This is a genomic window from Streptomyces californicus (genome assembly GCF_000717645.1).
Taxonomy (GTDB): domain Bacteria; phylum Actinomycetota; class Actinomycetes; order Streptomycetales; family Streptomycetaceae; genus Streptomyces; species Streptomyces californicus.
On sequence record NZ_JNZZ01000009.1, the window covers coordinates 149,145 to 175,992 of the forward strand.

20 protein-coding genes and 1 riboswitch are annotated in these 26,848 nt (G+C 73.5%); of the genes, 14 read left to right on the forward strand and 6 right to left on the reverse strand.

Annotation, left to right across the window (positions count from 1 at the left end):
* Positions 1-108: 108 nt before the first annotated feature.
* The 4 genes from IF19_RS0114705 (at position 109) to IF19_RS0114720 (ending at position 7,852) form a co-directional block, all read left to right on the forward strand.
* A complete protein-coding gene (locus IF19_RS0114705; protein WP_030276831.1) occupies positions 109-1,842 on the forward strand; it encodes a serine/threonine-protein kinase in 1,734 nt (577 codons plus the stop codon).
* A gap of 382 nt (positions 1,843-2,224) precedes the next feature.
* Entirely contained in the window at positions 2,225-3,841 is a 1,617-nt protein-coding gene (locus tag IF19_RS0114710) for a succinic semialdehyde dehydrogenase (protein ID WP_030112738.1), read from the forward strand.
* 153 nt (positions 3,842-3,994) lie between these two features.
* Positions 3,995-5,875 (forward strand): GMC family oxidoreductase, encoded by a 1,881-nt coding sequence (locus IF19_RS0114715; RefSeq protein WP_030112737.1) that lies wholly within the window; start codon positions 3,995-3,997, stop codon positions 5,873-5,875.
* Positions 5,876-6,043: 168 nt separating this feature from the next.
* The gene (locus IF19_RS0114720) at positions 6,044-7,852 is read left to right on the forward strand and encodes a hypothetical protein (RefSeq protein WP_030112736.1); all 1,809 of its coding nucleotides are present in this window, start codon (positions 6,044-6,046) and stop codon (positions 7,850-7,852) included.
* A 567-nt stretch (positions 7,853-8,419) separates the two neighbouring features.
* Here the strand turns inward: IF19_RS0114720 and IF19_RS0114725 are convergent.
* A complete protein-coding gene (locus IF19_RS0114725; protein WP_030112735.1) occupies positions 8,420-8,719 on the reverse strand; it encodes a chorismate mutase in 300 nt (99 codons plus the stop codon).
* Between the two features lie 349 nt (positions 8,720-9,068).
* Between IF19_RS0114725 and guaA the strand changes: the two genes are divergently transcribed.
* The 6 genes from guaA to IF19_RS0114755 all read left to right on the forward strand — a co-directional run bounded on the left by guaA (position 9,069) and on the right by IF19_RS0114755 (position 15,108).
* A complete protein-coding gene (gene guaA, locus IF19_RS0114730) occupies positions 9,069-10,655 on the forward strand; it encodes a glutamine-hydrolyzing GMP synthase (protein ID WP_030112734.1) in 1,587 nt (528 codons plus the stop codon).
* A 138-nt stretch (positions 10,656-10,793) separates the two neighbouring features.
* Positions 10,794-11,405, forward strand: a complete 612-nt coding sequence (locus tag IF19_RS0114735; RefSeq protein WP_030112733.1) for a Uma2 family endonuclease — start codon at positions 10,794-10,796, stop codon at positions 11,403-11,405.
* A gap of 43 nt (positions 11,406-11,448) precedes the next feature.
* Complete coding sequence (locus tag IF19_RS0114740) at positions 11,449-12,219, forward strand: SAM-dependent methyltransferase (RefSeq protein WP_030276832.1); 771 nt, start codon at positions 11,449-11,451, stop codon at positions 12,217-12,219.
* 83 nt (positions 12,220-12,302) lie between these two features.
* The gene (locus IF19_RS0114745; protein ID WP_030112730.1) at positions 12,303-13,091 is read left to right on the forward strand and encodes a class II aldolase/adducin family protein; all 789 of its coding nucleotides are present in this window, start codon (positions 12,303-12,305) and stop codon (positions 13,089-13,091) included.
* 112 nt (positions 13,092-13,203) lie between these two features.
* A complete protein-coding gene (locus tag IF19_RS0114750; RefSeq protein WP_030112729.1) occupies positions 13,204-14,472 on the forward strand; it encodes a hypothetical protein in 1,269 nt (422 codons plus the stop codon).
* A gap of 126 nt (positions 14,473-14,598) precedes the next feature.
* Positions 14,599-15,108 (forward strand): DoxX family protein, encoded by a 510-nt coding sequence (locus tag IF19_RS0114755; protein WP_030112728.1) that lies wholly within the window; start codon positions 14,599-14,601, stop codon positions 15,106-15,108.
* Here the strand turns inward: IF19_RS0114755 and IF19_RS1000000138250 are convergent.
* Together IF19_RS1000000138250 and IF19_RS0114760 are read right to left on the reverse strand one after the other, a co-directional pair.
* Complete coding sequence (locus tag IF19_RS1000000138250) at positions 15,015-15,278, reverse strand: hypothetical protein (RefSeq protein WP_032772673.1); 264 nt, start codon at positions 15,276-15,278, stop codon at positions 15,015-15,017. The genes IF19_RS0114755 and IF19_RS1000000138250 overlap by 94 nt on opposite strands.
* On the reverse strand, positions 15,265-16,605 hold the full coding sequence (locus tag IF19_RS0114760; RefSeq protein WP_030276833.1) for a PspC domain-containing protein: 1,341 nt from the start codon (positions 16,603-16,605) through the stop codon (positions 15,265-15,267). Before IF19_RS0114760 ends, IF19_RS1000000138250 begins: the two co-directional genes overlap by 14 nt.
* Before the next feature lie 379 nt (positions 16,606-16,984).
* Between IF19_RS0114760 and IF19_RS0114765 the strand changes: the two genes are divergently transcribed.
* On the forward strand, positions 16,985-18,271 hold the full coding sequence (locus IF19_RS0114765; protein WP_030112725.1) for an ATP-binding protein: 1,287 nt from the start codon (positions 16,985-16,987) through the stop codon (positions 18,269-18,271).
* Complete coding sequence (locus tag IF19_RS0114770) at positions 18,268-18,963, forward strand: LuxR C-terminal-related transcriptional regulator (protein ID WP_030112724.1); 696 nt, start codon at positions 18,268-18,270, stop codon at positions 18,961-18,963. The genes IF19_RS0114765 and IF19_RS0114770 overlap by 4 nt, the downstream gene beginning before the upstream one ends.
* A gap of 19 nt (positions 18,964-18,982) precedes the next feature.
* Here IF19_RS0114770 and IF19_RS0114775 read toward each other — a convergent pair whose 3' ends face one another.
* Positions 18,983-20,062, reverse strand: a complete 1,080-nt coding sequence (locus tag IF19_RS0114775) for a C40 family peptidase (protein ID WP_030276835.1) — start codon at positions 20,060-20,062, stop codon at positions 18,983-18,985.
* Positions 20,063-20,316: 254 nt separating this feature from the next.
* Between IF19_RS0114775 and IF19_RS0114780 the strand changes: the two genes are divergently transcribed.
* A complete protein-coding gene (locus IF19_RS0114780; protein WP_030112722.1) occupies positions 20,317-20,670 on the forward strand; it encodes a hypothetical protein in 354 nt (117 codons plus the stop codon).
* 119 nt (positions 20,671-20,789) lie between these two features.
* On the opposite strand, the gene IF19_RS0114785 is transcribed toward IF19_RS0114780, so the two are convergent.
* The gene (locus tag IF19_RS0114785) at positions 20,790-21,977 is read right to left on the reverse strand and encodes a C40 family peptidase (RefSeq protein WP_030112721.1); all 1,188 of its coding nucleotides are present in this window, start codon (positions 21,975-21,977) and stop codon (positions 20,790-20,792) included.
* A 6-nt stretch (positions 21,978-21,983) separates the two neighbouring features.
* Positions 21,984-22,149: riboswitch (cyclic di-AMP (ydaO/yuaA leader) on the reverse strand.
* Positions 22,150-22,407: 258 nt separating this feature from the next.
* Here IF19_RS0114785 and pcrA point away from each other — a divergent pair.
* The gene (gene pcrA, locus IF19_RS0114790; RefSeq protein ID WP_030112720.1) at positions 22,408-24,846 is read left to right on the forward strand and encodes a DNA helicase PcrA; all 2,439 of its coding nucleotides are present in this window, start codon (positions 22,408-22,410) and stop codon (positions 24,844-24,846) included.
* Between the two features lie 86 nt (positions 24,847-24,932).
* Here the strand turns inward: pcrA and IF19_RS0114795 are convergent, their stop codons facing one another.
* Complete coding sequence (locus IF19_RS0114795; protein WP_030112719.1) at positions 24,933-26,753, reverse strand: peptidoglycan DD-metalloendopeptidase family protein; 1,821 nt, start codon at positions 26,751-26,753, stop codon at positions 24,933-24,935.
* Between the last annotated feature and the right edge of the window lie 95 nt (positions 26,754-26,848).

Genomic DNA, 26,848 nt, shown 5'->3' on the forward strand with positions numbered 1-26,848 from the left:
TAGGACGGCGACAACCATCACGGTGCGGTCTCGTGGGCGATCCCCGGTTCCGCCCGCGCGCTCCGCCTCCGTACTGTGGCTTTTCGAGGAACGGGGCGGGGACTTCACGTGGATCGATCACACGGCACGGACGCGGGACTGGTGCTGGCGGGGCGCTACCGGCTGGGCGACGTGCTCGGCCGGGGCGGCATGGGCAAGGTCTGGCGGGCCCACGACGAGGTGCTGCACCGCACCGTCGCCGTCAAGGAGTTGACCGCCGGGCTGTACGTCGCCGAGGCCGACCGGCTCGTCCTGCACGCCCGGACGCAGAAGGAGGCGCGGGCGGCGGCGCGCATCACGCACCCCGGGGTCGTCACCGTCCACGACGTCATCGAGTACGACCAGCGCCCGTGGATCGTCATGCAGTACGTCGACGGGCCCTCGCTCGCCGACGCCGCCAAGGAGAGCGGCGAGATCGCCCCGCGCGAGGCGGCCCGCATCGGACTCCACGTACTGAGCGCCCTGCGCGCCGCCCACAGCGCCGGGGTGCTGCACCGCGACGTCAAGCCGGGCAACGTCCTGCTCGCCCGCGACGGGCAGGTGCTCCTCACCGACTTCGGGATCGCCGCGATCGAGGGCGACTCCACCATCACCCGGACCGGCGAACTGGTCGGCTCCATCGACTACCTGGCCCCCGAACGGGTACGCGGCGGCGATCCCGGCCCCGCCTCCGACCTCTGGTCGCTGGGCGCCACGCTGTACACGGCGGTCGAGGGGACCTCCCCGTTCCGCCGTACGTCCCCGATCTCCACCATGCAGGCCGTCGTCACCGACGAGCCGCCCGCCCCCGTCAACGCCGGTCCGCTCGGGCCCGTGATCACGGCGCTGCTCCGCAAGGACCCGGACGACCGGCCCACCGCCGCGCAGACCGAGCAGATGCTGCTGGACGCCATGGAGGGGCGTGAGCCCCGGGCCGCGCAGGCCCATGTGCCCACCCAGCGCTACCCGGAGGAGTCCCGCTACGGCTACCGGGACCCGCGCGGCGCCGACGCCCCGGCCGACCCGCCCGGCTCCGACGGCTCCACCGCCCGGCTGCCCGGAGCGGCCGATCCCGCCGCCGAGCGCACGGCCCCCGACCAGCCCGCCCCGGCCCCGGCGCACCCGGTCACCGGCCCCGCCTCCGCGCCGGTGACCCGGCGCTCCGGCTCCCGGTGGCGCACGGTGCTCGCCGTGGTCGTCGCCGCCGCTGTGCTCGGCGGCGCGGCCGGACTGGTCGCGATGAAGTACGGGGAGGGCTCGGACACCCCCGGCGGCACCGGCGGCGGCACGGCCGCGAGCAGTCCGCAGGCCACGCCCGGCACCACCCCGGAGGCCACCGACCCCGCGCAGGGCGTCCCGGACGTGCCCGACGGCTGGCAACGGGTCGAGGATCCGGCGGGCTTCAGCCTGGTCGTCCCCGACGGCTGGAGGCGGCAGGTCCAGGACGGCCAGATCGACTACACCCCGGACGGCGGGGCCCACCGCATACGCGTCAGCGTCGATCCGGACCCGGACTTCGACCACCCGTTCCTGCACATGGAGAGCATGGAGGAGCAGCTTTCCGAGCGGCTGCCCGGCTACCGGCGGATCGGCCTGGAGAAGAACACCTTCCGCGACCGGCCGGGCGCCCTCTGGGAGTTCACCTGGAACGAGACCAAGGACCACGCGGGGCTCCGGCACGGGATCGACCAGATGTACTACGGCGGCCCGGGCGGTCCGGAGTACGCGCTGTACCTGACCGCCCCCGAGGACGGCTGGGCGGAGAGCCGCGAGAAGTTCGACATCATGCTGCGGAGCTGGCGCGCCCCCAAAGCCCAGCGGTGACCCCGGCTCGGCCCGGAGGTGGCCCCGGCACCCGGCGGTGGTCCAGGCCCGACGGTGGCCCCCGGCACCCGGCAAAGTTCCGCCCGGCGCGGCCCGCCGCCCGGGCCAAGCCTCGTCCGCCGTCCCCGTCCCCTGACACCGCCTCCGAGCCCCCTGACACCGTCCCCGTGCCCCGTGGCACGGTCCCCGTGAACATTCGCGCCTTCCGGGCGCGGAGGGCCGACCGTCGTCCGGCGGTCAGTCGCAACACCACTGATCAGCGGTTATGTCGCCAGCGATCACTGGCTTGGTCGGAGAGGGTGCCGGACGGGGGCGGCGGGTCCTGTGAAAAACTGTTACCCACGGGTACCCAAAGGCTCCGGCGGGACATACTCTCGGCCTCATGACGGACTCGCAGGCCCCTGACGCCCCTCTCGGTAGCAACCCCGTGGCGGTCGCCCCCGCCGGCGTGCGCACCGCCGCCGACGTGGTCACCCCCGAGGTGATCGCCCAGCTCACCCGCGGTGTCGTCGGGTCGGGCCGTACGGCCAACCACACCCCGTTCACCGGGGAGAAGCTGGCCGACCTGCCCGAGTCCACCCCCGAGGACGTCGCCACCGCCTTCGACCGGGCCCGCGCCGCCCAGCCCGCCTGGGCCGCCGTGCCCGTACGGCAGCGGGCCGCGGTCCTCCTGCGCTTCCACGACCTCGTCCTCAGCCGCCAGTCCGAGGTCCTCGACCTCATCCAGCTGGAGACCGGCAAGGCCCGTCTGCACGCCCACGAGGAGGTGCAGGCCGTCGCGGTCGCCGCCCGCCACTACGGGCGCAAGGCCGCCGGCTACCTCAAGCCCCGCCGCCACACCGGCGTCGTCCCGACCCTCACGAAGGTCACCGAACTGCGCCAGCCGCGCGGCGTCATCGGCCAGATCGCCCCGTGGAACTACCCGCTGGAGCTGTCCGTGGGCGACGCGCTGCCCGCGTTCGTCTCCGGCAACGCCGTCGTGATGAAGCCCGACACCGAGACCGCGCTCACCGCCCTGTGGGCCCGCGACCTGCTGATCGAGGCCGGCCTGCCCGCCGAGGTCTTCCAGGTCGTCCTCGGCGAGGGCCCGGTCGTCGGCCCGGAGGTCGTCAGCCGCGCCGACTACGTCTCCTTCACCGGCTCCACCCGCACCGGCCGCGAGGTCGCCGTCGGCGCCGCCTCCCGGCTGGTCGGCGTCTCGCTGGAGCTCGGCGGCAAGAACGCCATGCTCGTCCTGGCGGACGCCGACGTGGAGAAGGCCGCGGCGGGCGCCGTCCGCGCCTGCTTCTCCTCGGCCGGACAGCTCTGCATCTCCATCGAGCGGCTGTACGTCCACGAGTCCATCGCCGACGACTTCGTGCAGCGGTTCGCCGCCCGCACCCGGGCCATGCGGCTCGGCAGCTCCCTCGCGTACGGGGCCGACATGGGCTCGCTCGTCGGTGAACGCCAGCTGGAGACAGTCGCCCGCCACGTCGAGGAGGCCGTCGAGAAGGGCGCGACCCTCATCGCCGGCGGGGTCGCCCGCCCCGACATCGGCCCGCTGTTCTACGAGCCGACCATCCTCGACGGGGTCGAGGCCCCGATGGCCGTCTGCACCGAGGAGACCTTCGGCCCGGTCGTCTCGATCTACCGCTTCAGCGACGAGGACGAGGTGATCGGACTGGCCAACGCCACCCCGTACGGCCTCAACTCCAGCGTCTGGACCACCGACTCCCGGCGCGGCCACGAGGTCGCCGCCCGGCTGCGCACCGGCACCGTCAACATCAACGAGGGGTACGCCCCCGCCTACGGCAGCGTCCAGTCCCCGATGGGCGGCATGAAGGACAGCGGCCTCGGCAGGCGGCACGGCTCCGAGGGCATCCTCAAGTACACCGAGGCCCAGACCGTCGCCCAGCAGCGGCTGATCCCGCTCGCGCCCGCCTTCGGGATGGACGACGAGAAGTACGCCGCGTTCATGACCCGCAGCCTCAAGGCGATGAAGGCGTTCAGACTGCGCTGATCCGGGACCGCCGCGCCTCCCGGGGGCCGTTCCCGGAGGCGTGGCGGGGCCCGGGGCCGCCGGGCCCGTACCGGCACGCCGACCCGTGTCCGCCGGTCCGCCCGCCGCCGCACCGTCCGCCCTTTTCGTACCGATTCCGTTCCGAGGAGTGCCATGTCCCAGGTCAGCCCTGCCCAGAAACCGGCCGTGAGCCATGTCCCGGCCGAGGACGACGCCGCGTACGACTACGACGTGCTGGTCGTGGGCTCGGGCTTCGGCGGCGCGGTGACGGCCCTCCGGCTGACCGAGAAGGGCTACCGCGTCGGCGTCCTGGAGGCGGGCCGCCGCTTCACCCGCGAGACGCTCCCCAAGAACTCCTGGGACATCAAGAACTACCTCTGGGCTCCCGCCCTCGGCCTCTTCGGCCTCCAGCGCATCCACCTGCTCGGCAACGTCATGGTGCTCGCCGGGGCGGGCGTCGGCGGCGGATCGCTCAACTACGCCAACACGCTGTACGTGCCGCCCGCCCCGTTCTTCGAGGACCGTCAGTGGGCCTCGATCACCGACTGGCAGGACGAGCTCAAGCCGTACTACGACCAGGCCCGCCGGATGCTCGGGGTCCGCCTCAACCCGACCATGACCCCCTCCGACGTCCACCTCAAGGCCGTCGCGGAGACCATGGGCGTCGGGGACACCTTCCACCTGACCCCGGTCGGCGTCTTCTTCGGCGACGGCAAGGACGCCGACGGCACCGCGAAGGCCAAGGCCGGCGGCACCGTCCCCGACCCGTACTTCGGCGGCGCGGGACCCGACCGCAAGGCGTGCACCGAGTGCGGCGAGTGCATGACGGGCTGCCGCCACGGCGCGAAGAACACGCTCAACGAGAACTACCTCCACCTCGCGGAACAGGCGGGCGCGGTCATCCACCCGATGACCTCCGTCGTCGCCGTCACCGACGACGCCCGGGGCGGCTACCGCGTCCTGACCGTCCCCACCGACCGCCGCCGCCGGGCCCGGCCCACCAGGCTGCGGGCCCGCGAGGTCGTCATCGCCGCCGGGACGTACGGCACCCAGACCCTGCTGCACACCATGAAGGACCGGGGGCTGCTGCCCCGGATCTCCGCGAAGCTCGGCGAGCTGACCCGGACCAACTCCGAGGGACTGGTGGGCGCGCAGACCAGCGACCGCCGCTACCGCAAGAAGCACGGGGTCGCCCGGGCCGACTTCACCCGGGGCGTGGCGATCACCTCGTCGATCCACCCCGACGAGAACACCCACATCGAACCCGTCCGCTACGGCAAGGGCTCCAACGCCATGGGCTCGCTGACGATCCTCCAGGTCCCCTACGGCGGCCGCCGGGTCCTCGGCTGGCTCGGCAACATGGCCAAGCACCCCACCCTCGCGCTGCGTTCGCTCTCCAACCGCCGCTGGTCCGAGCGCACCATCATCGGCCTCGTCATGCAGTCGCTCGACAACTCTCTGACCACGTACCGCAAGCCGGGCGGCGTCGGCAAGGGCCTGCTCACCGCACGCCAGGGCCACGGCGCGCCGAACCCGGTCCAGATCCCCGACGCCACCCGGGGCGCGACCCTGCTCGCCGAGGAGATCAACGGCTTCGCCGGGTCCAACATCGGCGAGCTGATGGGCACCCCGCTCACCGCCCACTTCCTCGGCGGCTGCCCGATCGGCGCGAGCGCGGAGGAGGGCGTCATCGACCCGTACCACCGCCTCTACGGCCACCCCGGCATCAGCGTCGTCGACGGCTCCGCGGTCTCCGCCAACCTCGGCGTCAACCCGTCCCTGACGATCACCGCCCAGGCCGAGCGCGCGATGTCGTTCTGGCCGAACAAGGGCGAGGCGGACCCGCGCCCGGAGCAGGGGGCGGCGTACGAGCGGCTCACCCCGGTCGAACCGCGCACGCCCGCCGTGCCGAAGGAGGCGTTCGGCGCGCTGAAGCTGCCGTTCCTGGGCATCCCGGTGGTGCCGCCGAAGGGGACGACGGAGGCGGGGAAGGGCGTGGAGGGCGTCGGGAACACGCCTGTGCCCAATCCGTGATCTTCCTCCGGGCAACTGTCCGGGGAGCGGCGCGGTCGAACCCGTACCGTGTCACCTGCCGCAGCGACCGCAGGGGACACGGCGACCGCAGTGAGCGCGGCCCCCGCGACCGGGGCAGCCGCGAGGGTCCTGCCGGGCGGCGGGCCCCGCCGAGTACCAGAGGTTTCGATGACACGCTTGTCCCCGAGGAACGCGCTGCGCCGTGCGGCGGGTCTCCTCGCCGCCGCGGGGCTGCTGGCCGTGGTCCCGCTCGCCGGGGCGGCGGCCCCGGCCCGCGCCGACGAGCCGCCGGTGTTCACGCTCGGCGGCCCCGCGGAGACGAGTCTGCACCCGTACCGGGCGGGCGGCGGGCCGAAGCCGTCCAGGCTGGGGATCACCGTCACCGCCCCCTCCGGCGAGGAGGGGACCGGCTTCGCGGGGCGGTTCACGCTCACCTTCGACCTGAGCGGTGTCGCGGGCGTCGCCGACGTGGCGTTCGACGGGGCTGCGTCCGGCGCCGAGACATCTGACGGCGGGGCGTCCGGCGGCGAGGCGTCCGGCGGTGGGGCGCTCGGTGCCGGGACGTCCGGCGGCGGGACGGCTCCGGACTGCGATGTCACCGGGGCGAAGGCGGTCTGCGTGGGCACGGGCGTCCGGCCCGGCACCCACCCCGTCGCCGTCCTCGTCGTCACGGCCGCCGCCGGCGGCGAGCGGGGCGACAGCGGCACGATCACGGTGACCGGCGAGGCGGAGGGCGCCGCCTTCACGCCGTTCACCACGCGGGTCACGGTCGGCGGCCCCGACCTCGTGATGGAGGAGCTGCCCTTCCGGACGGAGCTGGTTCCGGGCGACCGCCAGCAGGCCCCGATCACCTTCGCCAACCGGGGGGCCGGGGACGCCGAGGGCGTGCTGCTCACCCTGCGGTACACCCGCGGCCTGGACATCCCGCAGCGCTACTCCAACTGCCGCTACTCCGAGGACGACCCCGGCCCGTCCGGCGTCGGCCGGACCACGGCGCTCTGCACCGTCGAGGGCGCGTTCGAGGCGGGGGAGGCGTACACCCTGGCCACCCCGCTGACCATCGAGGCCACCGAACGCGCCTACCGCGACACCTTCCTGTACCGGATCGAGGAAGCGGGCCCGCCCCGGCCCGCCCCCGCCGCGTTCGAGCGCGGCGACGGCGCCGTCCTGAGGGCGGTCCCGGTGACCGGCCCGCAGAACCGCGTGGCGGGCCGGACCGCCGACCCCACCCCGCACGACAACGAGCGCGAGGCCGACTTCCGTACGGAGAACACGGCGGACTTCGCGGCCTACGGCGACCGGGTCTCCGGGGCCCGGGGCGCGACCGTCACGGCCGACGTCGGGTTCCACAACGTGGGCCCGGCCTGGATCGGCCACCTCCGCTCGGGCGAGGACGTGGCCGTCGTCGACTTCACCGTGCCCCGGGGCGCGTCGGTCGTCGCGAAGCCGGACCGCTGCCGCGCGGTGACGGCCGCGGGCGAGTACCGCGAGGACCAGCGGAGCCCGGCGCCGCGCTACCTCTGCCCGACCTCGCCGGCCGTCCACGACGGGGAGGGCCTCGACCTGCCGTTCGCGCTGCGGATCGAGGAGGTCCTGATCGGGGCGGAGGGCGAGGTCACCGTCCGCGCGCCCAGCGCGCGGAACCCGGCGCTCCCGTTCGACCCGGCCCCCGCCAACAACACCGCGCGGCTCGTCCTCAACGCGGGCGACGACGGCGACGGAGGCCCGTCCACCCCGCCGACCTCGGACCCGGGCCCGGACGCGAGCCCGTCCGGGGCGCCGGCCACCTCCGCCCCGGGCGGGGGAGCGGCGGGTGCGTCCGGCGGCTCGGACTCCGGTACCGGTTCCGGGCACGGGGGCGGCCTCGCCTCGACGGGATCGGGCGCGCTGACGGTCGCGGGCGCGGCGGCGGTGGCGCTGACGGCGGGCCTGGCGCTGGTCGCGGCGGCACGACGGCGGACGGGCCGGCACTCCTGACCCGTACGGGCCGGAGAGGAGACGGCGGAGGAGGGAGCGGGCCTCCGCCCGAGGACGTTCCGATGCGGCCGGTCCCGGGCGTCCCCGGCACCGGCCGCATATGGGGTGACCGGGCTGCTGTCCCCTGCGGACCGGTCACATACGCCGGGATGTGGTCCCACGACGCACCTGCAGTACGTCACACGTCCCGGCGGAGCCACGCGTGGTTGTTTCCTAGCGGCGCCGCCCCTGGTTGGCACGGACACCGGGAACAACGAAGGCACCGTGCTCCCGGTCACGCGCCGTACGGGTGAGACGGCTCCCGAACGCAGGTGCGTCCCTGGCACGCCAAGCGGAGAACCGTTCCCTCGCCGGGGCCCGCCGCACGCCGGTCCGCCCGCCGCACGCCGGTCCGCGCGGGGACCGGCGTGCCCGCACGGGGAGGGACCGGGGTTCCCCGCCCCCGGGCTCGCGGGAGCGCACCGGTCCGTCCCGGCCCGCCCGCGCGAGGACCGGCGTGCGGCACGCGGACGGACCGGCGCGCCCCGCCCCGGCTCGCGGGGACGTACGTACGACTGCCCGGCGTCCTCACACCCGGCCGCGGCACAGCTCCAGGAGCGTCATCGCGAGCGCGGTGCCCGGCTTGCCCAGCGCGTCCCTGTAGTGGCCGAGCACGGCGGTCTCGCGCGAGAGGTTGACCCGGCGGCCGCCCGAGGTGATCCGCGCCTCCTGGATCACCGCCGAGACGGCCATCCGTTCCTGGACGAGGCCGATGATCCGGTCGTCGAGGGCGTCGATGCGCTCCCGGGCCCCGCCGATCAGGGCGGCGGCCTCCTCGGTGCGGGCTCCGGTGGCCGTGGTGGTGCCGGTGGTGGTGGTGCTGCTCATGGCGGTGACTCCCGGTGGGTCGGTGGGCGGCGACCCCGGGGCGAACGGGCCCGGACAACGCAGAGCGCCCCGGGCCTGTCGGCCCGGGGCGCCTGGAGCGTTGCTTGTCAGTTGCTCAAGCAGCACGACCATGGCAGCCGGCGGGCCGGATGCCATAGGTAAAGACGAAGGTCGTGTGCTGACGCATGGCGGACAGTATGGCCCCGCCTCCGCCGCCCCGGCAAAACGGGGCCCGGATCGTGAGACGCGGCGGGCGGGGTGCGCCCGCGACCGGCCCGGACGGCCGTGCGCGCACGGCCGGTAGAATCGGAAGAACCGACCCCCTTCACCACCGCCGGAAGGCCGCCCCGTGCCAGCAGCACCCCCCGCCGCCCCCGACGCCACGGCCGACGTGGTCCTCGTCGTCGACTTCGGCGCGCAGTACGCCCAGCTCATCGCCCGCCGTGTCCGTGAGGCCCGGGTCTACAGCGAGATCGTCCCCTCCACCATGCCGGTGGCGGAGATGCTGGCCAAGAACCCCCGCGCGATCATCCTCTCCGGCGGCCCTTCGTCGGTGTACGCGGAGGGCGCGCCGTCCCTGGACCGCTCGCTGTTCGAGGCCGGCGTCCCGGTCTTCGGCATGTGCTACGGCTTCCAGCTGATGGCCACCGCGCTCGGCGGCACGGTCGACGACAACGGGGCCCGGGAGTACGGCCGTACCCCGCTGCACGTCACCAAGGCGGGCTCGACGCTCTTCGAGGGCACGCCCACCGAGCAGCCGGTGTGGATGTCGCACGGCGACGCCTGCTCGGCCGCCCCCGAGGGCTTCACGGTCACCGCCTCCACCGACGTGGTCCCGGTCGCCGCCTTCGAGAACGACGAGAAGAAGCTGTACGGCGTCCAGTACCACCCGGAGGTCATGCACTCGACCCACGGCCAGCAGGTCCTGGAGCACTTCCTCTACCGCGGCGCGGGCATCGAGCCGAACTGGACCACCACCAACGTGGTCGAGGAGCAGATCGCCCTCATCCGCGAGCAGGTCGGCGACAAGCGCGCCATCTGCGGCCTCTCCGGCGGCGTGGACTCCGCCGTCGCCGCCGCGCTCGTCCAGAAGGCCATCGGCTCGCAGCTCACCTGCGTCTACGTCGACCACGGCCTGATGCGCAAGGGCGAGACCGAGCAGGTCGAGAAGGACTTCGTGGCCGCGACCGGCGCGAAGCTGAAGGTGGTCGACGCGGAGAAGCGCTTCCTCGACGCCCTCGCCGGGGTCTCCGACCCGGAGCAGAAGCGGAAGATCATCGGCCGCGAGTTCATCCGCGTCTTCGAGCAGGCCCAGCTGGAGATCCTCCAGGAGGAGGGCCCCGAGGTCGCCTTCCTCGTCCAGGGCACGCTCTACCCGGACGTCGTCGAGTCCGGCGGCGGCACCGGCACCGCCAACATCAAGTCGCACCACAACGTCGGCGGTCTCCCCGACGACATCGAGTTCCAGCTCGTCGAGCCGCTGCGCCAGCTGTTCAAGGACGAGGTCCGCATGGTCGGCCAGGAGCTGGGCCTCCCCGAGGAGATCGTCCAGCGCCAGCCGTTCCCCGGCCCCGGCCTCGGCATCCGGATCGTCGGCGAGGTCACCAAGGACCGCCTGGACCTGTTGCGCGACGCCGACGCCATCGCCCGCGAGGAGCTGACGGCGGCCGGTCTCGACCGTGACATCTGGCAGTGCCCGGTGGTCCTCCTCGCGGACGTCCGCTCGGTCGGCGTCCAGGGCGACGGCCGCACCTACGGCCACCCGATCGTGCTGCGCCCGGTCTCCTCCGAGGACGCCATGACGGCCGACTGGTCGCGTCTGCCGTACGAGACGCTGGCGAAGATCTCGACCCGCATCACCAACGAGGTCGCCGACGTCAACCGCGTCGTGCTCGACGTGACGAGCAAGCCGCCGGGGACGATCGAGTGGGAGTGACCTTCCCGCTCCTGGTGAGCCCGTAGGGCCTCTCCTGGTCAACGCCGATGCCGTCGCTCATTCGTTTGGGCGGCGGCATTGTCGTATCGCATGGGTACGCTGAGTGAAGAGACGAGACTTCGGCGTATGGGAGCAACTATGAGCGCCGCACCCGAGGACAGGCTTGAGCAGGAGCCGAACCGGTGGCCCGTACCGCCGGAAGGCGGCTGGACGGCGGACGACCTCGACCGGATTCCGGGCCTCCCGCCCCACACCGAGCTGATCGACGGGAGTCTCGTCTTCATGAGTCCGCAGCGGAAGTTCCACACGCGAGCCCTGTGGCTCCTGGAATCCGCCCTCCTCGCCCACGTCCCCGCGGATCTGGACGTCGACCGGGAGATGACCATCAGGCTGGACACGAGCAACCGCCCGGAGCCCGATCTGCTGGTGTACCGGGCCGACGCCGACACCGGACCCGACCAGACCTGGTACGCACCGGAGGACGTCGTCCTCGCCGTCGAGGTCGTGTCCCCCGATTCCGTCGAGCGCGACCGGGGCGTCAAACCGCGCAAGTACGCCGAGGCCGGGGTCAAGCACTTCTGGCGGGTCGAGCAGGGAGACGACGATCTGCCGGTCGTCTACGTCTACGAGCTCGACCCGGCGACGCGCGCCTACACGCCCACCGGAATCCACCACCAGAAGATGAACCTGTCCGTTCCCTTCCCGATCGATGTGGACCTCGGCGACCTCTACCGCCGGGGCCGCCGGTAATTCCCTGGCACGGGCCGCTCCGCCCGTGCCAGGCTCCACCCCCATGTCCGCCGAAGAAGTCCGCGCTCTCATGTCCGCCGCCGGTAACGACCGCCTCACCTGGAACACCCCGCTCTCCGAGGAGCACGCCGCCCGGCTCGTCGCCGCCTGCGCGCCCGCGCCCGGTTCCCGGATCGCCGACCTCGGCTGCGGGTGGGGCGAGCTGCTGACGCGGCTCGTGGAGGCCGCGCCCGGGGCCGCCGGGGACGGGATCGAGACCGACCCGGCCGCCGTGGCGCGCGGACGGAGGCTCGCGGAGGAACGGGGACTCGCGGAACGGGTGCGGTTCCACGAGACGCCCGCCGCCGCATGGGCCGAGGGCGGCTACGACCTCGCGGTCTCCATCGGCTCCTCGCACGCCTGGCCCGGCGCCACGGCGCGGGAGTCGACCGGGAACGCCCTCGCCGCCCTCGCCGCCGCCGTGCGCCCCGGCGGGCGGGTGCTGTTCGGGGAGGGGATCTGGCAGCAGGAGCCGACCCCCGCCGCGCTGGCGGGCCTCGGCGCCGAGCCCGGCGACTACGGCTCGCTCCTGGAGCTGATCCGGCTGGCGGAGTCCCACGGGCTGCGCGCCCTCCAGATCACCGTCGCCGACCAGCGCGAATGGGACCTCTTCGAATCGGAGGGCCCGATCGGACGCGGACAGCGCTGGGCCCTGGAACACCCCGGCCACCCGCTGCACGCCGAGGTGACGGCCGAGGTCGACGCCCGCCGCACCGGCTACTACGGCGGCTACCGCTCCTCCTTCACCCTCGCCTATCTGGTGCTCTCCACCTGATCCCGCCCGGCGGAGCCCTTCTCACCGACCCCACCCGGCGGTAACTTCCGGTCCCGTACGCCCTGGGAACACGAGGAGCCGCCATGTCCGAGCACGTCGCCGTGCCCGCCCCCGCCCCGATACCCGTCGAACAGCTCCACTTCGCGATGCCGCCCGTGCACGCCTCGCCGGACGAGGAACGCGCGTACCGCAGGGAGCGGCTGGCGGGCGCGTTGCGGCTGTTCGGACAGCTCGGGTACGAGGACGGGGTGTCCGGGCACATCACCGTCCGCGATCCCGAGCTGGCCGACTGCTTCTGGGTCAACCCGTTCGGCGCGCCCTTCGCCGATATCGCCCCGCAGGACCTCATCCTCGTCAACGGCGACGGCCAGGTGGTGCGGGGCCGCTTTCACGTCAACCAGGCCGCGTTCGCCGTCCACGCGGCCGTGCACCGGGCCCGTCCGGACACGGTGGCCGTCGCGCACACCCACTCCACGCACGGCCGGGCACTGGCCGCGCTCGGCGAGCCGATCGAGCCGATCACCCAGGAGTCCTGCGCCTTCTACGAGGACCACGCGCTGTACGACGCGTACACGGGGGTGGTCGTGGACGAGGAGGAGGGGCGCCGCATCGCCGCCGTGCTCGGCCCGCGCAAGGCGGTGATCCTGCGCAACCACGGGCTGCTGACCGTGGGGGACTCGGTGGACGCGGCGGCCTGGTGGTTCCTCACGCTGGAACGCGCCTGCCAGGTGCAACTGCTGGCGCGGGCCGCCGGGAAGCCCGTGCTGATCTCACACCAGGACGCCCTCACCACCCGCGACCAGCTCGGCAGCGACCTGGTGGCCTGGATCAACTACCAGCCCCTGTGGCAGCGGATCAGTCGAACGTTCTGACGAGGCCCGCCCCCGGGCCGCCCCGCCGCGCGGCCGGCCCGCCCGGTACGGCACAATTCGCAGATATCGCGGGTGAGTTGGCTGGACGGGCCGGGAAAGGGCGTAATCCTCCGTGGCGTTGGACGAAGCACAGGTGAACGGCACGCACGGGGGCGGTTGTACGTGCGGCGACTGCCCGCACGGGGCACGCCGGGGACATCGGCGCGCGGTCGCCGCGTTCCTGGCCAAACGGGACGCACTGGCCGCCGGCGACGGGCTGCCCGCAGGGGTCGCGCAGTCGCCCTCCGCGTCCCGGCAGTGGGTCTCCGACGAGCTGACCGGGTCCGCCCGCACCGTCGCCGAACGGGCCCGGGAAGCCGGGGACGCCTGGCTCCACCAGGTGTGGCGGACCACCCTGTTCACCGTCTGGGGCGCGGTCGGGGCGCTCCTCGTCGGCACCTGCGCCACCGCGGTCGGGGCCGGCTGGTCCACCGCCCGCACCGCCGCTCTCCTCGCCGCCCTCGTCACGGCCGCCCTGCTCACCGCCGCCGCCCGCTACCACCGCGCCCGGGGCGGCCTCCTCGCCCCGCTGATCGGTGAGGACAACCGGCTCTCCACCTCCCGGACGGTCGCCGCCGCCTGGGTGCTGCTCGTCGTCTTCGCGGTCCTCGTCCTCGCCCTCCAACTGGCCGGGGCCTCCGACCCGGACGAGCGGGACGCGCTCATCGAGGGGCTCGACCTGGTGCGCTCCGCGGGCGTGGTGGCCGTGCTGGCTCTGGTGTGCGCGGTCGCCGTCGTCGTACGCCGGGTGGTGACCGTACGGGTGTTGGGCCGGCGGCTCCAGAAGCTGCGCGCGGACCGGCCGCGCGCCGCCGACCTGCTCACCGACGACTCGGGGCGCGGGTCGTTCACCGATGTGCAGTACGTGCTGGTCAGCGCCGTCGCCGTGCTGTTCGCCGCGGTCCGCCTGGCCCGCCGCCCCGAGCAGGTGCCTGATCTGCCGTGGGGGCTCGCCCTGCTGGTGGCGGTCTCGGCGGCGACCTACTTCGCCGGGAAGTACGCGGAGGGCGGCCGCCCCGTCGTGCTCTCCGTCGTACGGGCCCGGGAGGCCGGGGACCTCGACGCCCCGATCCGTACCGGCGACGACATCGAGATCCGGGGTGCGGGCTTCGTACCGCCCGGCGCGGGCACGCCCGACCTGTTGGCCCGGCTCGTCGTCCGGATAGGGACCGTCCACGTACACGTCCCGCTGGTCCCGGTCGCCGGGGGCTTCGCCAACCCGACGGACACCGTCCTCACCGTGCCCGTCCCGGTCGAGGTCGAGCCGGGCACCGTGGACGTCCAGGTCATCACCGCCGCCGGGGTGGAGACCGAACGCGTCGCCATCGACGTCACCGACTGACCGGCTCTCCCGCCTCCTTCCTCCCACCGCCCGGCCGCTCTGCTCGCATACGGCCCCCGGTGCGCGGCGCACCGGAGGCGTGCGTAGGGTCTGGAGGATGGGATTCCGGACAGTGGGTCGGCGGCGATGAACGGGTACGGCGGCGGATCGTACGGTCCGGGCGGGCGCAGGACGCCGAAGGAGCAGGCGGGCAGGTACGCCCTGCTGCCCCTGCGGATCTTCCTCGGCGTCACCTTCGTCTACGCGGGGCTCGACAAGCTCACCGACGGCGCGTTCCTCGCCGCGGACGGGGCCGGATCGATCGCCGCGGTGATGCGCGGGGTGCGCGACTCCTCCGCGATCCCCGCCCTCGTCGACCTGGCGCTCAAGAGCCCCGAGGGGTTCGGCTACGCCATCGCGATCGGCGAACTCCTCGTCGGACTCGGCACCCTCGTCGGCCTCTGGACCCGGCTCGCCGCGCTCGGCGGCGCGCTGATCTCGCTGAGCCTGTGGCTGACGGTGAGCTGGCAGTCCACCCCGTACTACTACGGCAACGACCTGCCCTATCTGATGGCGTGGCTGCCGTTGGCACTGGCCGGCGCGACGGTGTTCTCCGCCGACGCCTTCCTCGCCTCGCGACGCCGCCGCACCCTGTAGGCGACCCAGGTCACCGTCGCGGCCAGCCACAGCCCGCCGAGGAACAGCGGCAGGAAGAACGCCCACGGGGCGTCCCAGGCCCCGGCGGCGTCGGCCGCGTAGCCACCGGCCAGACCCAGCATCGTCAGGCCCGCCACCGCGCGGCCGGGCCGGAACTCATGACGCGGCACGGGTGACCTCCACCTGTCCGATGCCCACTTCCACCCTCAGCTCGATCGTCCCGGCGGGCGGCGTGCCCTTCGGGGGTCTCAGTGTGCGCTCGGTCGACTCGCCGTTGTCGATCCGGACCCGGACCCGCTGCCCGTCCTCCAGCCGGACCTCCCCGAGATCCGCCTCGGCCCGCACCTTCACCGTCACGTTCGCCGGGACGACGACGGCCGCCCGGCCCGCCGCCACGTCGAGCCGGGTGCGGACGGTCTCGCCCGCCGGGACCTTCAGCCCGGACAGGTCCAGCCGCGCGTCGCCCGTGCTCAGCTCGTAGTGCGGCCGCACCGCGCCCGCCGAGACGGGCCGCCAGTCCCGCTCCCCCCACGAGGCGTCGATGTCCTTCGGCAGCGCCGACGCACCCGCCAGCAGACCCGCCGTGGCGACCGCCAGGAAGACCGTGCCGAAGCCGGTCCGCCCCAGCACCGAGGCGATCAGCAGGCCGAGCCCGAAGACGCCGAGCGCCGCGGCCAGGCCGATCTGGAGCGCGGTGCCCAGCGGCTGGTGGTCCCAGCTCAGGCCGGTGCCCAGACCGCCCGCCACCAGCGCGGTCAGGAAGACCGGGCCGCCGATGGAGCGCGGACCGCGCGGGGAGGACGCCGGCGCCGGCGTCCGGAACGGGGCGTCCGGGCCGGGCCGGGACGCCCTCAGATCGTCGCGCGCCGCCGCGGGGTCCGTGTCCGACGGGCCCCACAGATACCCCGCGCCCACCGGACCGGTCGTGCCGTCCTTGACGATCGGGTCCCGCCACCACGACGGGCCGCCCGGCTTCGGCGGGGCCTTCACCTCCGGCGGCGGGGCGCCGAGCCCGCCGGTGTGCGCGGGACCGGCCGGGGCCGCCGGAGCGCCGGGCGGGGCCGCCGGGTCCTCGGGGGCCGAGGAGCGGGTCCACACGAAGAAGCCGACGACGGCCACCGAGAGCAGCGCGGCGAAGGACAGCATGCCCCGGTTGTGCAGCATCGAGAGGAACATCCCGCAGCCGATGAGCGCCAGCAGCAGCGCCGCCAGCGCCGCCCCGTCGACCCGGCCGGACAGCAGCTTGCGCCCCTCGTTCTGGTCCTCGCCGTCGGCGGGCAGCAGCAGCCAGGCGAAGCCGTAGAAGATCAGACCGATGCCGCCGGTCACCGAGAGGACGCCGAGCACGATCCGGAAGATCACCGGGTCCACGTCGCAGTACCGGCCCAGCCCGCCGCACACCCCGGCGACGACCTTCTGGCGCGGGGTGCGCCGCAGCGCCGGCTTCGGCGCTTCGGGGGGCGCGACGCCGGGAGCGGCGTTGGAGGGAGCGGTCATGCCTCCATGGTGACGGGCCGGAACGCCCGCCGGGACCCGCCCCGACCCTGGCCGGTCCCTGATATTGCCCGCGTACGCCCCTGAAGGGCCGGGGAGGCGGGACGCGGCGCGGGGGAGCCGGACGCGCCGGGAGGCGGGGGGCGTCGGGGGTCGCGGGCCGGGCTCACGGAGACACGCCGGGTACGCGGGCCGGACGCGTCGGGGAGGCGACGGCGTGGGGCCGACGGGCGCGGGGAGCCGGCGGCGCGCGCGAACCCGCGCGCGCCGGTCGTGAAGGTGAGGGGGGCTGCCACCAGGCCGTGCGCGGGGGAGGGCGTCAGGGTCAGTTCGGGGGACTACCCTGATGCCGCCCCGCACCCGCCCGTGTGACGATCGGGGTATGCCAGCCGCCACCGCCCGAGCCGCCAGCTCCCTCGCCGCCGACGCGGAGGAGCCCGCACCGCGCAAGCTCTACCGCAGCGCCGACGGACGGCTGCTCGGCGGCGTCGCGCGCGGGCTCGCCGGACACCTCGGGCTGCCGGTCGCCTGGGTGCGGCTCGTCTTCCTCGGACTGTTCGTCACCGACGGCCTCGGCTCCCTGCTCTACGCGGTCTTCTGGATCGTCGTCCCGCTCGGCGTCGGCGGCGTCGAGCCGACCCGCTCCGTGTTCGAGACCTCCCCGGACGGCCGCCGCAAGCTCCGCAGACCGGACAAGGGGCAGGTCTTCGCGCTGGTGGCCCTGGCCGTCGGCGCCGTCGCGTACTTCGTCAACGTCGACATGGGCGGCGAGACCGGCCGCTACATCTGGCCCACCCTCATGATCGGCGCCGGCTCCGTGCTGGTCTGGCGGCAGGCGGACAACGCCCGCCGCGCCCGCTGGATGGAGGTCGGCCGCAACCGCAAGCTGCTCCACCTCGCCCGCGGCCTCGCCGGGGTCGCCCTGGTCGGCCTCGGCCTCGCGGTCTTCCTCGTCGTGCGCGGTTCGGCCGCCCAGCTCGGCAACGTCCTCACCGCCGCCATCGCCGTGCTGACCGGCATCTTCCTGCTCGCCGGCCCCTACCTGGTGCGGATGACCCAGGACCTCTCCGAGGAGCGGCTGATGCGCATCCGCGCCCAGGAGCGGGCCGAGGTCGCGGCCCACGTCCACGACTCCGTGCTGCACACCCTCACCCTGATCCAGCGCAACGCCGACGACGGCGGCGAGGTCCGGCGCCTCGCCCGCGCCCAGGAACGCGAACTGCGCAACTGGCTCTACAACCCCGAGGGCACCGGCAAGGACGAGGCCGAGGAGCCGGAGACCCTGGCCGAGGCGGTCAAGCGGGCCGCCGCCGAGGTCGAGGACAAGCACGGCGTGCCCCTGGAGGTCGTCGTGGTCGGCGACTGCCCCCTCGACGAGAAGCTGACCGCACAGCTGCAGGCCGCGCGCGAGGCGATGGTCAACGCCGCCAAGTACGGTGGCGACGGCGGGGCGGTCCAGGTCTTCGCGGAGGTCGAGGGACGCACGGTCTTCGTGTCCGTACGGGACCGGGGCCCGGGATTCGACCTGGACGAGGTTCCCGCCGACCGCATGGGCGTACGAGAATCAATCATCGGCCGGATGCAGCGCAACGGCGGGACCGCCCGGCTGCGTTCGGTGCCCGGCGGGGGCACCGAGGTCGAGCTGGAGATGGAGAGGGCGAGCGAATGACCGAGAACACCGAAGCCACCGGGGGCCCGGAGCGACGGGTACGGGTCGTGCTCGTCGACGACCACCGGATGTTCCGCACCGGGGTGCAGGCGGAGATCGGCCGCACCGAGGAGACCGGCGTCGAGGTGGTCGGCGAGGCCGCCGACGTCGACCAGGCGGTCACCGTCATCACGGCGACCCGCCCCGAGGTCGTCCTCCTCGACGTCCACCTCCCGGGCGGCGGCGGCGTCGAGGTGCTGCGCCGCTGCGCCCCCCTGATGGGCACGGCCGAGGATCCCGTCCGCTTCCTCGCGCTGTCCGTCTCCGACGCGGCGGAGGACGTCATCGGCGTCATCCGGGGCGGGGCGCGCGGCTACGTCACCAAGACGATCACCGGCACCGACCTGGTCGACTCCGTCTTCCGGGTCCAGGAGGGCGACGCGGTCTTCTCGCCCCGCCTGGCCGGTTTCGTACTGGACGCCTTCGCCTCCACGGACGCCCCGCCCGTCGACGAGGACCTGGACCGCCTGACCCAGCGCGAGCGCGAGGTGCTGCGGCTGATCGCCCGGGGGTACGCGTACAAGGAGATCGCCAAGCAGCTGTTCATCTCGGTGAAGACGGTCGAGTCCCACGTCTCCGCGGTGCTGCGCAAGCTCCAGCTCTCCAACCGGCACGAACTGACCCGCTGGGCGACGGCCCGCCGCCTGGTCTGAGGCCGGGGCGGGGCGGGGACTACGCCACCCGCGTCGCTCCGGCGAAAGGCATCTGGTCGATCGGCGCGATGCGTACCGGCGCACCCGGGCGCGGGGCGTGGATCATCTGGCCGCCGCCGATGTAGAGGCCGACATGGCTGATCCCGGAGTAGAAGAAGACCAGGTCGCCCGGGGCCAGTTGGGAGCGCGGGACGCGCTGTCCGGCGTTGATCTGCGTGTACGTGGTGCGCGGCAGGCTGATGCCGGCCGCCTTCCAGGCCGCCTGGGTCAGGCCGGAGCAGTCGAAGGCGTTCGGGCCGGTCGCGCCCCAGACGTACGGCTTCCCGATCGCACCGTGGGCGAAGGCGATAGCCTGCCCCGCGCGGGAGTTCGGCGCCGAGACCGGGGCGGCGCGGCCGGTGGAGCGGTCGGCGTGGGCGGGGCCGCCGCCGTGCCGGGCGTCGGCGGAACGCTCGTAGGCGGCGCGCTGCTCGGCGGTCAGGGTGGCCAGCAGCTTGCGGGCGTCGGCCAGTTTGGTGCGGATCGCGGTGCGGTGCTCGCGCAGTTCGGCGCGGCGGGCGGCGAGGCGTTCGCTCTCCTGGTCGGCGCGGGCCTTGACCCGGGCGATCCGGGACACCTGCCGCTTGATGTCGCGCAGCAGCCCGCTCTGCCGGTCGCCCGCCCGATCGAGGTAGGCGGCGCGTTCCAGGTAGGTGTCGGGGTCGGAGGAGAGCGCCAGTTGCACGGCGGGGTCGAGGGAGCCGGAGCGGTACTGCGCGGTGGCCAGCGCACCCAGGGCGTGCCGGGCGGTGTTGAGGCGGCCCGTGCGGCGGGCGGCCTCGTCGGTCAGGGCGTCCACGGCGCGGGTGGCGGCGTCCGCCCGCTCCTTGGCCCCGTTGTACTTCTCGGTGGCGACCTCGGCGTCGTGGTAGAGCCGGTCCACCTTCGCGCGGACCTGGGCGGCGGTGGGCGCCGGTTCGGCGGGGGCCGCGCCCGCCGAGGTGACCGAGCCGGCGGTGGCGGCCCCGGCGAGCGCCAGGGAGGCGGCGGTACGGGCAGCAGAGCCGGCGAGGGGGCGCTGCTTGGGTTTCCGGTGGGCTGACCTACGGTGCGCTGCCACGGGGGCGGCATCCTTCCTCTCGGCTGCCCACCGGAGGGGCGGCGGGTCCGGGATGGACGCTAGGTCCCGGCGCGAGGAAAAGAGTCGCCATGACAGCTATTGCTCTGAAGTGACGTTTCACCGCACGTCGATGATCGGCGATGCGCCCCTTTACCGGTCCTAACGGGTCAAGACGGTCGATACCGGAGGAAGGGCGCAAGGAAGGCTAGCCTCACTGGAAGGTAAAACTTTGGCCATGGCTAGGCTCCGGAGCCATGGACGTACTCATCAACGTTGTCGTGGCCCTGCACATCATCGGTATCGCCTCCCTGCTGGGCGGCTTCCTGACCCAGATGAAGGCCATGGGCGCCGGCACCGCCCGGTTCACCCCCGCGATGCTCCACGGCGCGCTGACCATGCTGGTCACCGGCATCGCCCTGGTCGGCCTCAACCAGGCCGACGACCACGCCGTCAACAACGTCAAGATCGGCATCAAGCTGGCGCTGCTGGTCGTGATCCTCGCCCTGGTCTACGTCAAGCGCGACGAGGAAAAGGTCGACAAGGGCGCGTTCCTGGCGGTCGGCGGGCTGACCGTCGTCAACATCTTCATCGCCACGGTCTGGACCTGAGGTCCGAGCGGGCGCGCCCGAGGAGCCCCGGGCGCGCCCGCTCGGCCGGATGGCGGCCGCTCGCGGACCCGACCCGGCTCGCGGACCGCGCCGGCTCGCGGGCCCGCCCCGGCGCCGCGTCAGGCGGGGCGCACGCTGCCGTAGATCGGCATGGAGTAGATCGACTCCTCGCGCACGTTCGCACCCGGCTTCGGGGCGTGGATCATCATCCCCTCACCTTTGTAGATCCCGACGTGGCTGATGTCGTCGTAGAAGAAGACCAGATCCCCCGGCTTCAGGTCGGACGTGGCGACCCGGGTGCCGAACTCCACCTGGTCCCAGGTGGTCCGGGGCAGGGTCACGCCCGCCTCCCGCCAGGCCGCCTGCGTCAGCCCCGAGCAGTCGTACGAGGCGGGGCCGGAGGCTCCCCACACGTACGGCTTCCCGATCTGGGCGCGGGCGAAGGCCAGCACCTTCTCGGCCTTGGCGGTGTAGCCGCTGCCCGTACCGGAACCGGAGCCGCCGCCCGTCCCCGTACCGGAGCCACTGCCCGTCCCCGTACCGCCGCCGGACCCCTTGCCCGCCTCCTCGCGGGCCTTCTCCTCGGCCGCGGCCCGCTCCTTCGCCTCGGCGGCCTGCCGGGCGGCCAGCTTCGCCGCCTTCTCCTTGGCCTCGGCCTCCTTCTTCCGCTCCAGCTCCGCCAGCCGCGCCTTCTCCTCGGCGGTCAGCCGGGACAGCAGCCCGCGCGCCTCGCTGAGCTTGCTCTGCACGTCCTTCTTGCTGGAGGCCAGCGTGGCCTGCGTCTCGGTGAGGCTCTCCAGGCTCTTCACGGCCTCCGCGCGCTTCTTCGCCGCCGACGCCTGCTGCGTACGGAACTCGCTCACGGCCTTCTGCTGCCGCTCCGTCGCCCGGTCCATCATCCGGCTCTGGTCGAAGTACCCCTGCGGGTTCTCCGCCAGGAAGAACGTCGCCATGGGCGCGATGCCGCCGTCGCGGTACTGTGCCGCCGCGTAGGAGCCCAGCGCCCGGCGGGCCTCGTTGATCTTCTCGGTCCGCTTCGCCACGTCCGAGAGCAGCGCGTCGACCTTCTTCTGCTGCGCCCCGGACGCGGCCTTCGCCCGGTTGTACTCCTGGGTCGCGACGCCCGCCTGCCGGTACAGGTCGTCGACCTTCTTCCGGACCTCCTCGATCGCGGGCTTCGGCTCCGCGGGCGCGGCCGTGGCGTTCTGCGTGGAGAGCAGGGTCACGGAGGCCAGCGCGGCCGTCGTCAGCCCGATGGCGGGAGTGGTCGAGCGCAGCTTCGTGCGCGGCTTGCGATGCGATGCCACGACGGCATCTCCTTCCGTGGACCGCCTACCGGGTTAGCTGTCGGGTTCGGACGGAACGGAAGGCTGTCCTACGGTCCGGGCGCGCGGGCGCGGACCGATTCACCCCGGTTCTGCGTGTGGGTCCCCGGTTCCGAACTGCCAGGCGGCAGGCCGGATTCGGCAGAGGTGTCCGTCAGGCGCGGTTCGCCTCAGGGAGGTACGGATCACCTGACCGAGCACGCTAGCCAAAGGGCCCCGCCGCTGGGAAGGACGGTGAGCGATATGCCCGATACATTTTCGTGACCTTTCCGGATCGGGGGTGCCGCACCCCCTCCGACCGGGCCCTCTTTCACGGAATGTGGGCGTCCGCTCTCTGCGGGTAGGGGTGCGGGCGGCCGCTCGCGGGCTTCGGAGGAAGGTTGTCGGCGGGGCACTCTAGACTCGGAAGGCGATGAGCAGCCTCTTTGACGACAGTTTCCTGACCGGCCTCCAGTCCTCGGAGGACGGCCCGCCGCCGCCCCCCGAGGACCACGCGCCCGAGGAGGTGCCGGAGGGACTCTTCGAGAGCGTCTACGACGCGCCCCCGCCGCCCCGGGACGGGTACTACCGGGACGGCCACCCGCGCCCGGCGGTCGACCCCGCCGCTCTGCTCGACGGGCTGAACACCGAGCAGCGCGCCGCCGTCGTCCACGCCGGGTCCCCGCTGCTCATCGTGGCCGGGGCCGGCTCCGGCAAGACCCGGGTGCTCACCCACCGCATCGCCCACCTGCTGGCCGAGCGCGGCACCCACCCCGGGCAGATCCTCGCGATCACCTTCACCAACAAGGCCGCGGGCGAGATGAAGGAGCGCGTCGAACAGCTCGTGGGCCCGCGCGCCAACGCCATGTGGGTCATGACCTTCCACAGCGCGTGCGTGCGCATCCTGCGCCGCGAGTCGAAGAAGCTCGGCTTCACCTCGTCGTTCTCGATCTACGACGCCGCCGACTCCAAGCGGCTGATGGCCCTGGTCTGCCGCGATCTGGACCTGGACCCCAAGCGCTACCCGCCGAAGTCCTTCACCGCCAAGGTCTCCAACCTCAAGAACGAGCTCATCGACGAGGAGACCTTCGCCGGGCAGGCCGCCGATGGCTTCGAGAAGACGCTGGCCCAGGCGTACGCGCTCTACCAGGCGCGGCTGCGCGAGGCCAACGCCCTGGACTTCGACGACATCATCATGACCACGGTCCACCTGCTCCAGGCGTTCCCGGACGTCGCCGAGCACTACCGCCGCCGCTTCCGCCACGTCCTCGTCGACGAGTACCAGGACACCAACCACGCCCAGTACACGCTGGTCCGCGAGCTGGTCGGCCCGGCCGGGGAGAACGACGCACCCGCCGAGCTGTGCGTGGTCGGCGACGCGGACCAGTCGATCTACGCCTTCCGGGGCGCGACCATCCGCAACATCCTCCAGTTCGAGGAGGACTACCCGAACGCGACGACGATCCTCCTGGAGCAGAACTACCGCTCCACACAGACGATCCTCTCCGCCGCCAACGCCGTCATCGAACGCAACGAGAGCCGCCGCCCCAAGAACCTGTGGACCAACGCCGGCTCCGGCGCCCGCATCACCGGCTACGTCGCGGACACCGAGCACGACGAGGCCCAGTTCGTCGCGGACGAGATCGACCGGCTGACCGACGCGGGCGACGCCAAGGCCGGCGACGTCGCGATCTTCTACCGCACCAACGCCCAGTCGCGTGTCTTCGAGGAGATCCTCATCCGCGTCGGCCTGCCCTACAAGGTCGTCGGCGGCGTGCGCTTCTACGAGCGCAAGGAGGTCCGGGACGTCCTGGCCTACCTCCGCGTCCTCGCCAACCCCGAGGACACCGTCCCGCTCCGCCGCATCCTCAACGTGCCCAAGCGCGGCATCGGCGACCGCGCCGAGGCCATGATCGACGCCCTCTCGATGCGCGAGAAGATCTCCTTCCCGCAGGCCCTGCGCCGCGTCGACGAGGCGTACGGCATGGCCGCCCGCTCGTCCAACGCGGTCAAGCGCTTCAACACGCTGATGGAGGAGCTGCGCACGATCGTCGAGTCCGGCGCCGGGCCCGCCGTCGTACTGGAAGCCGTGCTGGAGCGTACGGGCTACCTCGCCGAGCTCCAGGCGTCCACCGACCCGCAGGACGAGACCCGGATCGAGAACCTCCAGGAACTCGCCGCCGTCGCCCTGGAGTTCGAGCAGGAGCGCGGCGACGAAGAGGGTGCGGGCACCCTCGCCGAGTTCCTGGAGAAGGTCGCCCTCGTCGCGGACTCCGACCAGATCCCCGACGAGGAGGAGGACGGCTCCGGGGTCATCACGCTGATGACGCTGCACACGGCGAAGGGCCTGGAGTTCCCCGTCGTCTTCCTCACCGGCCTGGAGGACGGCGTCTTCCCGCACATGCGCGCCCTCGGCCAGACCAAGGAGCTGGAGGAGGAGCGCCGCCTCGCCTACGTCGGCATCACCCGCGCCCGCGAACGGCTCTACCTGACCCGCGCCGCGATGCGCAGCGCCTGGGGGCAGCCCTCGTACAACCCGCCCTCGCGGTTCCTGGAGGAGATCCCGGAACAGCACCTGGACTGGCGGCGCAAGGGGCCGATGGCCGCCCCCGCCGGACCCACCTCCGGCATCACGTCCTCGCTGTCCTCCTCGCGCTCCCGTTCCGGCCCCTCGGGCTTCGCGACCCGGCGCGGCGCGGAGAAGCCCACGGTCGCCCTGGCGGTCGGGGACCGGGTCACGCACGACCAGTTCGGCCTGGGCACGGTGACGGCCGTCGAGGGCCACGGCGACCAGGCGAAGGCCACGGTCGACTTCGGCGACGAGCGCCCGAAGAAGCTGCTCCTGCGGTACGCGCCGGTCGAGAAGCTGTAGGGCCGGCCGGGACGACGGAAGGAGGGGGAGGGCCGCGAAGCCCTCCCCCTCCTTCCGTGTGTGCCGTTCTCCGTGCCGCGCGCCTCTCAGGCGGGGTTGAGGCCCTTGCCGCGCAGCCACACCAGCGGGTCGATCGCCGAGCCGCCGCCGGGCCGGACCTCGAAGTGGAGATGCGGGCCGGTGGAGTTCCCGGAGTTCCCGGAGTACGCGATGACGTCGCCGGCCTTCACCGGGCCCGAGCGGATCTTGGTGCTGCTGAGGTGGCAGTACCAGGTCTCGGTGCCGTCGGCCGCCGTCACGATCGCCATGACTCCGTAGGCGCTGTTGAGCTGCGTGCGCACGGTGCCGTCGGTCGCGGCCATCACCGGAGTGCCGTACGAGACGGGGAAGTCGATGCCCGAGTGCGCGGACATCCAGTTGATGCCGGCCTGGCCGTAGTAGGCGCTCAGCCCGTGCTGCTTGACCGGCAGGACGAACTTGGGGCGCAGCGCCTCGCGGCGGGCGGCCTCCTCCTCGCGCTTCTTCTTCTCGGCCGCCTGCCTCTCGCGCAGGTCGATGCGCTCCTGGGTGCGGCTCGCCCGCTCGCGGAAGTCGTCGCTCCCCGCGGAGAGCTGCTCCAACTGGCTGTCCAGGCGGCTGTTCGCGGCGACCACTTCGGCCGAGCCGGGGTCCGCGACCGCCAGCGAAGCGGTCTTGTCCTCCGTCGCGTCGTCGCCGCCGGGCAGCCCGCCGACCGAGGCGGCCGCGATGCCCGCGACGCTCATCACGCAGGCGGAGGGCACCGCGACGGTCAGCAGCGCGGAGCGCTTGGCGGGGGTGCGGCGGCGGGCCCGGCCGCGCGAGGCGGAGGCGCGGCCCGCGGAGCGGTTCACGGGGTGCGGTGCGGGGAAGGCGTCTCCGCCGCCGTGCTCGGGCGCGTCATCGGGGGCGACGTCGAACGCCGGCTCCGGGACGGTCTCCGGCGCGAGGGCGGCGAACTCGGCGGTGGAGGACGGGTCGGCCCCGGGCTCCTCGGCCGCGTGGTCCGGCTCGGCCGGGCCCTCGGACGCCGTCGCGTCGGCCGATACCTGTTCGTACGCGGAATCCGACGTCTGTTCAGACCCGTACGCGGTCTCCCCGGGCGTGGCGCCGGAGTTCCAGGCGGTCGCGTCGTAGGCGCCGGAGTCGTACACGGAGGTGCCGTAGGCGGTGTACGCGCCGGTGGCGTACGTGCCGGTGTCCTGGGCGTCCGGGGCGAACGCGCCGGTGGCGAAGGCGGTGGTGGCGTACGTCCCGGTGTCGGCGGCGACGGCGGCCGCGCCGTACGCGCCGATGGGGTACGCGCCGGTCTCGTGGGCGTCCGTGCCGTACGCGCCGCCGGTTCCGTAGGCCGTTCCGGCCGGGTACGTGCCGGTGTCGTACGGGTCGGTGCCGTACGCGCCCACCCCGTACGCCTCCGTGGCGTACGACGCGTCCGTGCCGTACGACGCGTCCGTGCCGTACGGGGTCTCCGTGCCGTACGACGTGTCCGTGCCGTACCCGGTGTCGGCGAAGCCGGTGGCCGGGAACGCGCCGGTCTGGTCCTGGCCGGGGACCTGCTGCCACGCCCCGGTGGCGTCCCACTGCTGCGGGACCTGGGGGGCCTGGTCCTGGGCGGCGTAGCCGTCGTCGTAGGTCAGGGTCTGCTGGGCGCCGGTGTTCCAGGCGGACGCGTCGTACTGGCCGCTGTGGTCCGGCTGTCCGGTCGCGTAGGTGGTGGCGTAACCCGCGCCGTAGGCGCTGTCGCCGTATCCGGCCGCGGAAAGGTCCGCGTCGTAGCCGGTTCGGTGGTCCCCGGGGAAGGAACCCAAGAGCGGGTCGGTGGCGAAGCTGCCGGTCGGTCGGCCGTCGTGCCCGACATGCCCGGCGGGGGGGTGCTGGTCGTTCACCAACTTCTCTCTCGCCTCGGCAACAGGACAGTTCTGGGTCCCGGTCAGGGGTGTCCCAGGGGGAAGCAGTGGCCGCGACTGTACCCGGCGGTATG

Excerpts from the sequence above, each read along its gene's own strand:
- IF19_RS0114710 (WP_030112738.1), top strand. The coding sequence starts at position 2,225 with ATGACGGACTCGCAGGCCCCTGACGCCCCTCTCGGTAGCAACCCCGTG.
- IF19_RS0114715 (WP_030112737.1), top strand. The coding sequence starts at position 3,995 with ATGTCCCAGGTCAGCCCTGCCCAGAAACCGGCCGTGAGCCATGTCCCG.
- IF19_RS0114720 (WP_030112736.1), top strand. The coding sequence starts at position 6,044 with ATGACACGCTTGTCCCCGAGGAACGCGCTGCGCCGTGCGGCGGGTCTC.
- IF19_RS0114725 (WP_030112735.1), bottom strand. The coding sequence starts at position 8,719 with ATGAGCAGCACCACCACCACCGGCACCACCACGGCCACCGGAGCCCGC.
- IF19_RS0114735 (WP_030112733.1), top strand. The coding sequence starts at position 10,794 with ATGAGCGCCGCACCCGAGGACAGGCTTGAGCAGGAGCCGAACCGGTGG.
- IF19_RS0114740 (WP_030276832.1), top strand. The coding sequence starts at position 11,449 with ATGTCCGCCGAAGAAGTCCGCGCTCTCATGTCCGCCGCCGGTAACGAC.
- IF19_RS0114745 (WP_030112730.1), top strand. The coding sequence starts at position 12,303 with ATGTCCGAGCACGTCGCCGTGCCCGCCCCCGCCCCGATACCCGTCGAA.
- IF19_RS0114755 (WP_030112728.1), top strand. The coding sequence starts at position 14,599 with ATGAACGGGTACGGCGGCGGATCGTACGGTCCGGGCGGGCGCAGGACG.
- IF19_RS0114760 (WP_030276833.1), bottom strand. The coding sequence starts at position 16,605 with ATGACCGCTCCCTCCAACGCCGCTCCCGGCGTCGCGCCCCCCGAAGCG.
- IF19_RS0114765 (WP_030112725.1), top strand. The coding sequence starts at position 16,985 with ATGCCAGCCGCCACCGCCCGAGCCGCCAGCTCCCTCGCCGCCGACGCG.
- IF19_RS0114770 (WP_030112724.1), top strand. The coding sequence starts at position 18,268 with ATGACCGAGAACACCGAAGCCACCGGGGGCCCGGAGCGACGGGTACGG.
- IF19_RS0114780 (WP_030112722.1), top strand. The coding sequence starts at position 20,317 with ATGGACGTACTCATCAACGTTGTCGTGGCCCTGCACATCATCGGTATC.
- pcrA (WP_030112720.1), top strand. The coding sequence starts at position 22,408 with ATGAGCAGCCTCTTTGACGACAGTTTCCTGACCGGCCTCCAGTCCTCG.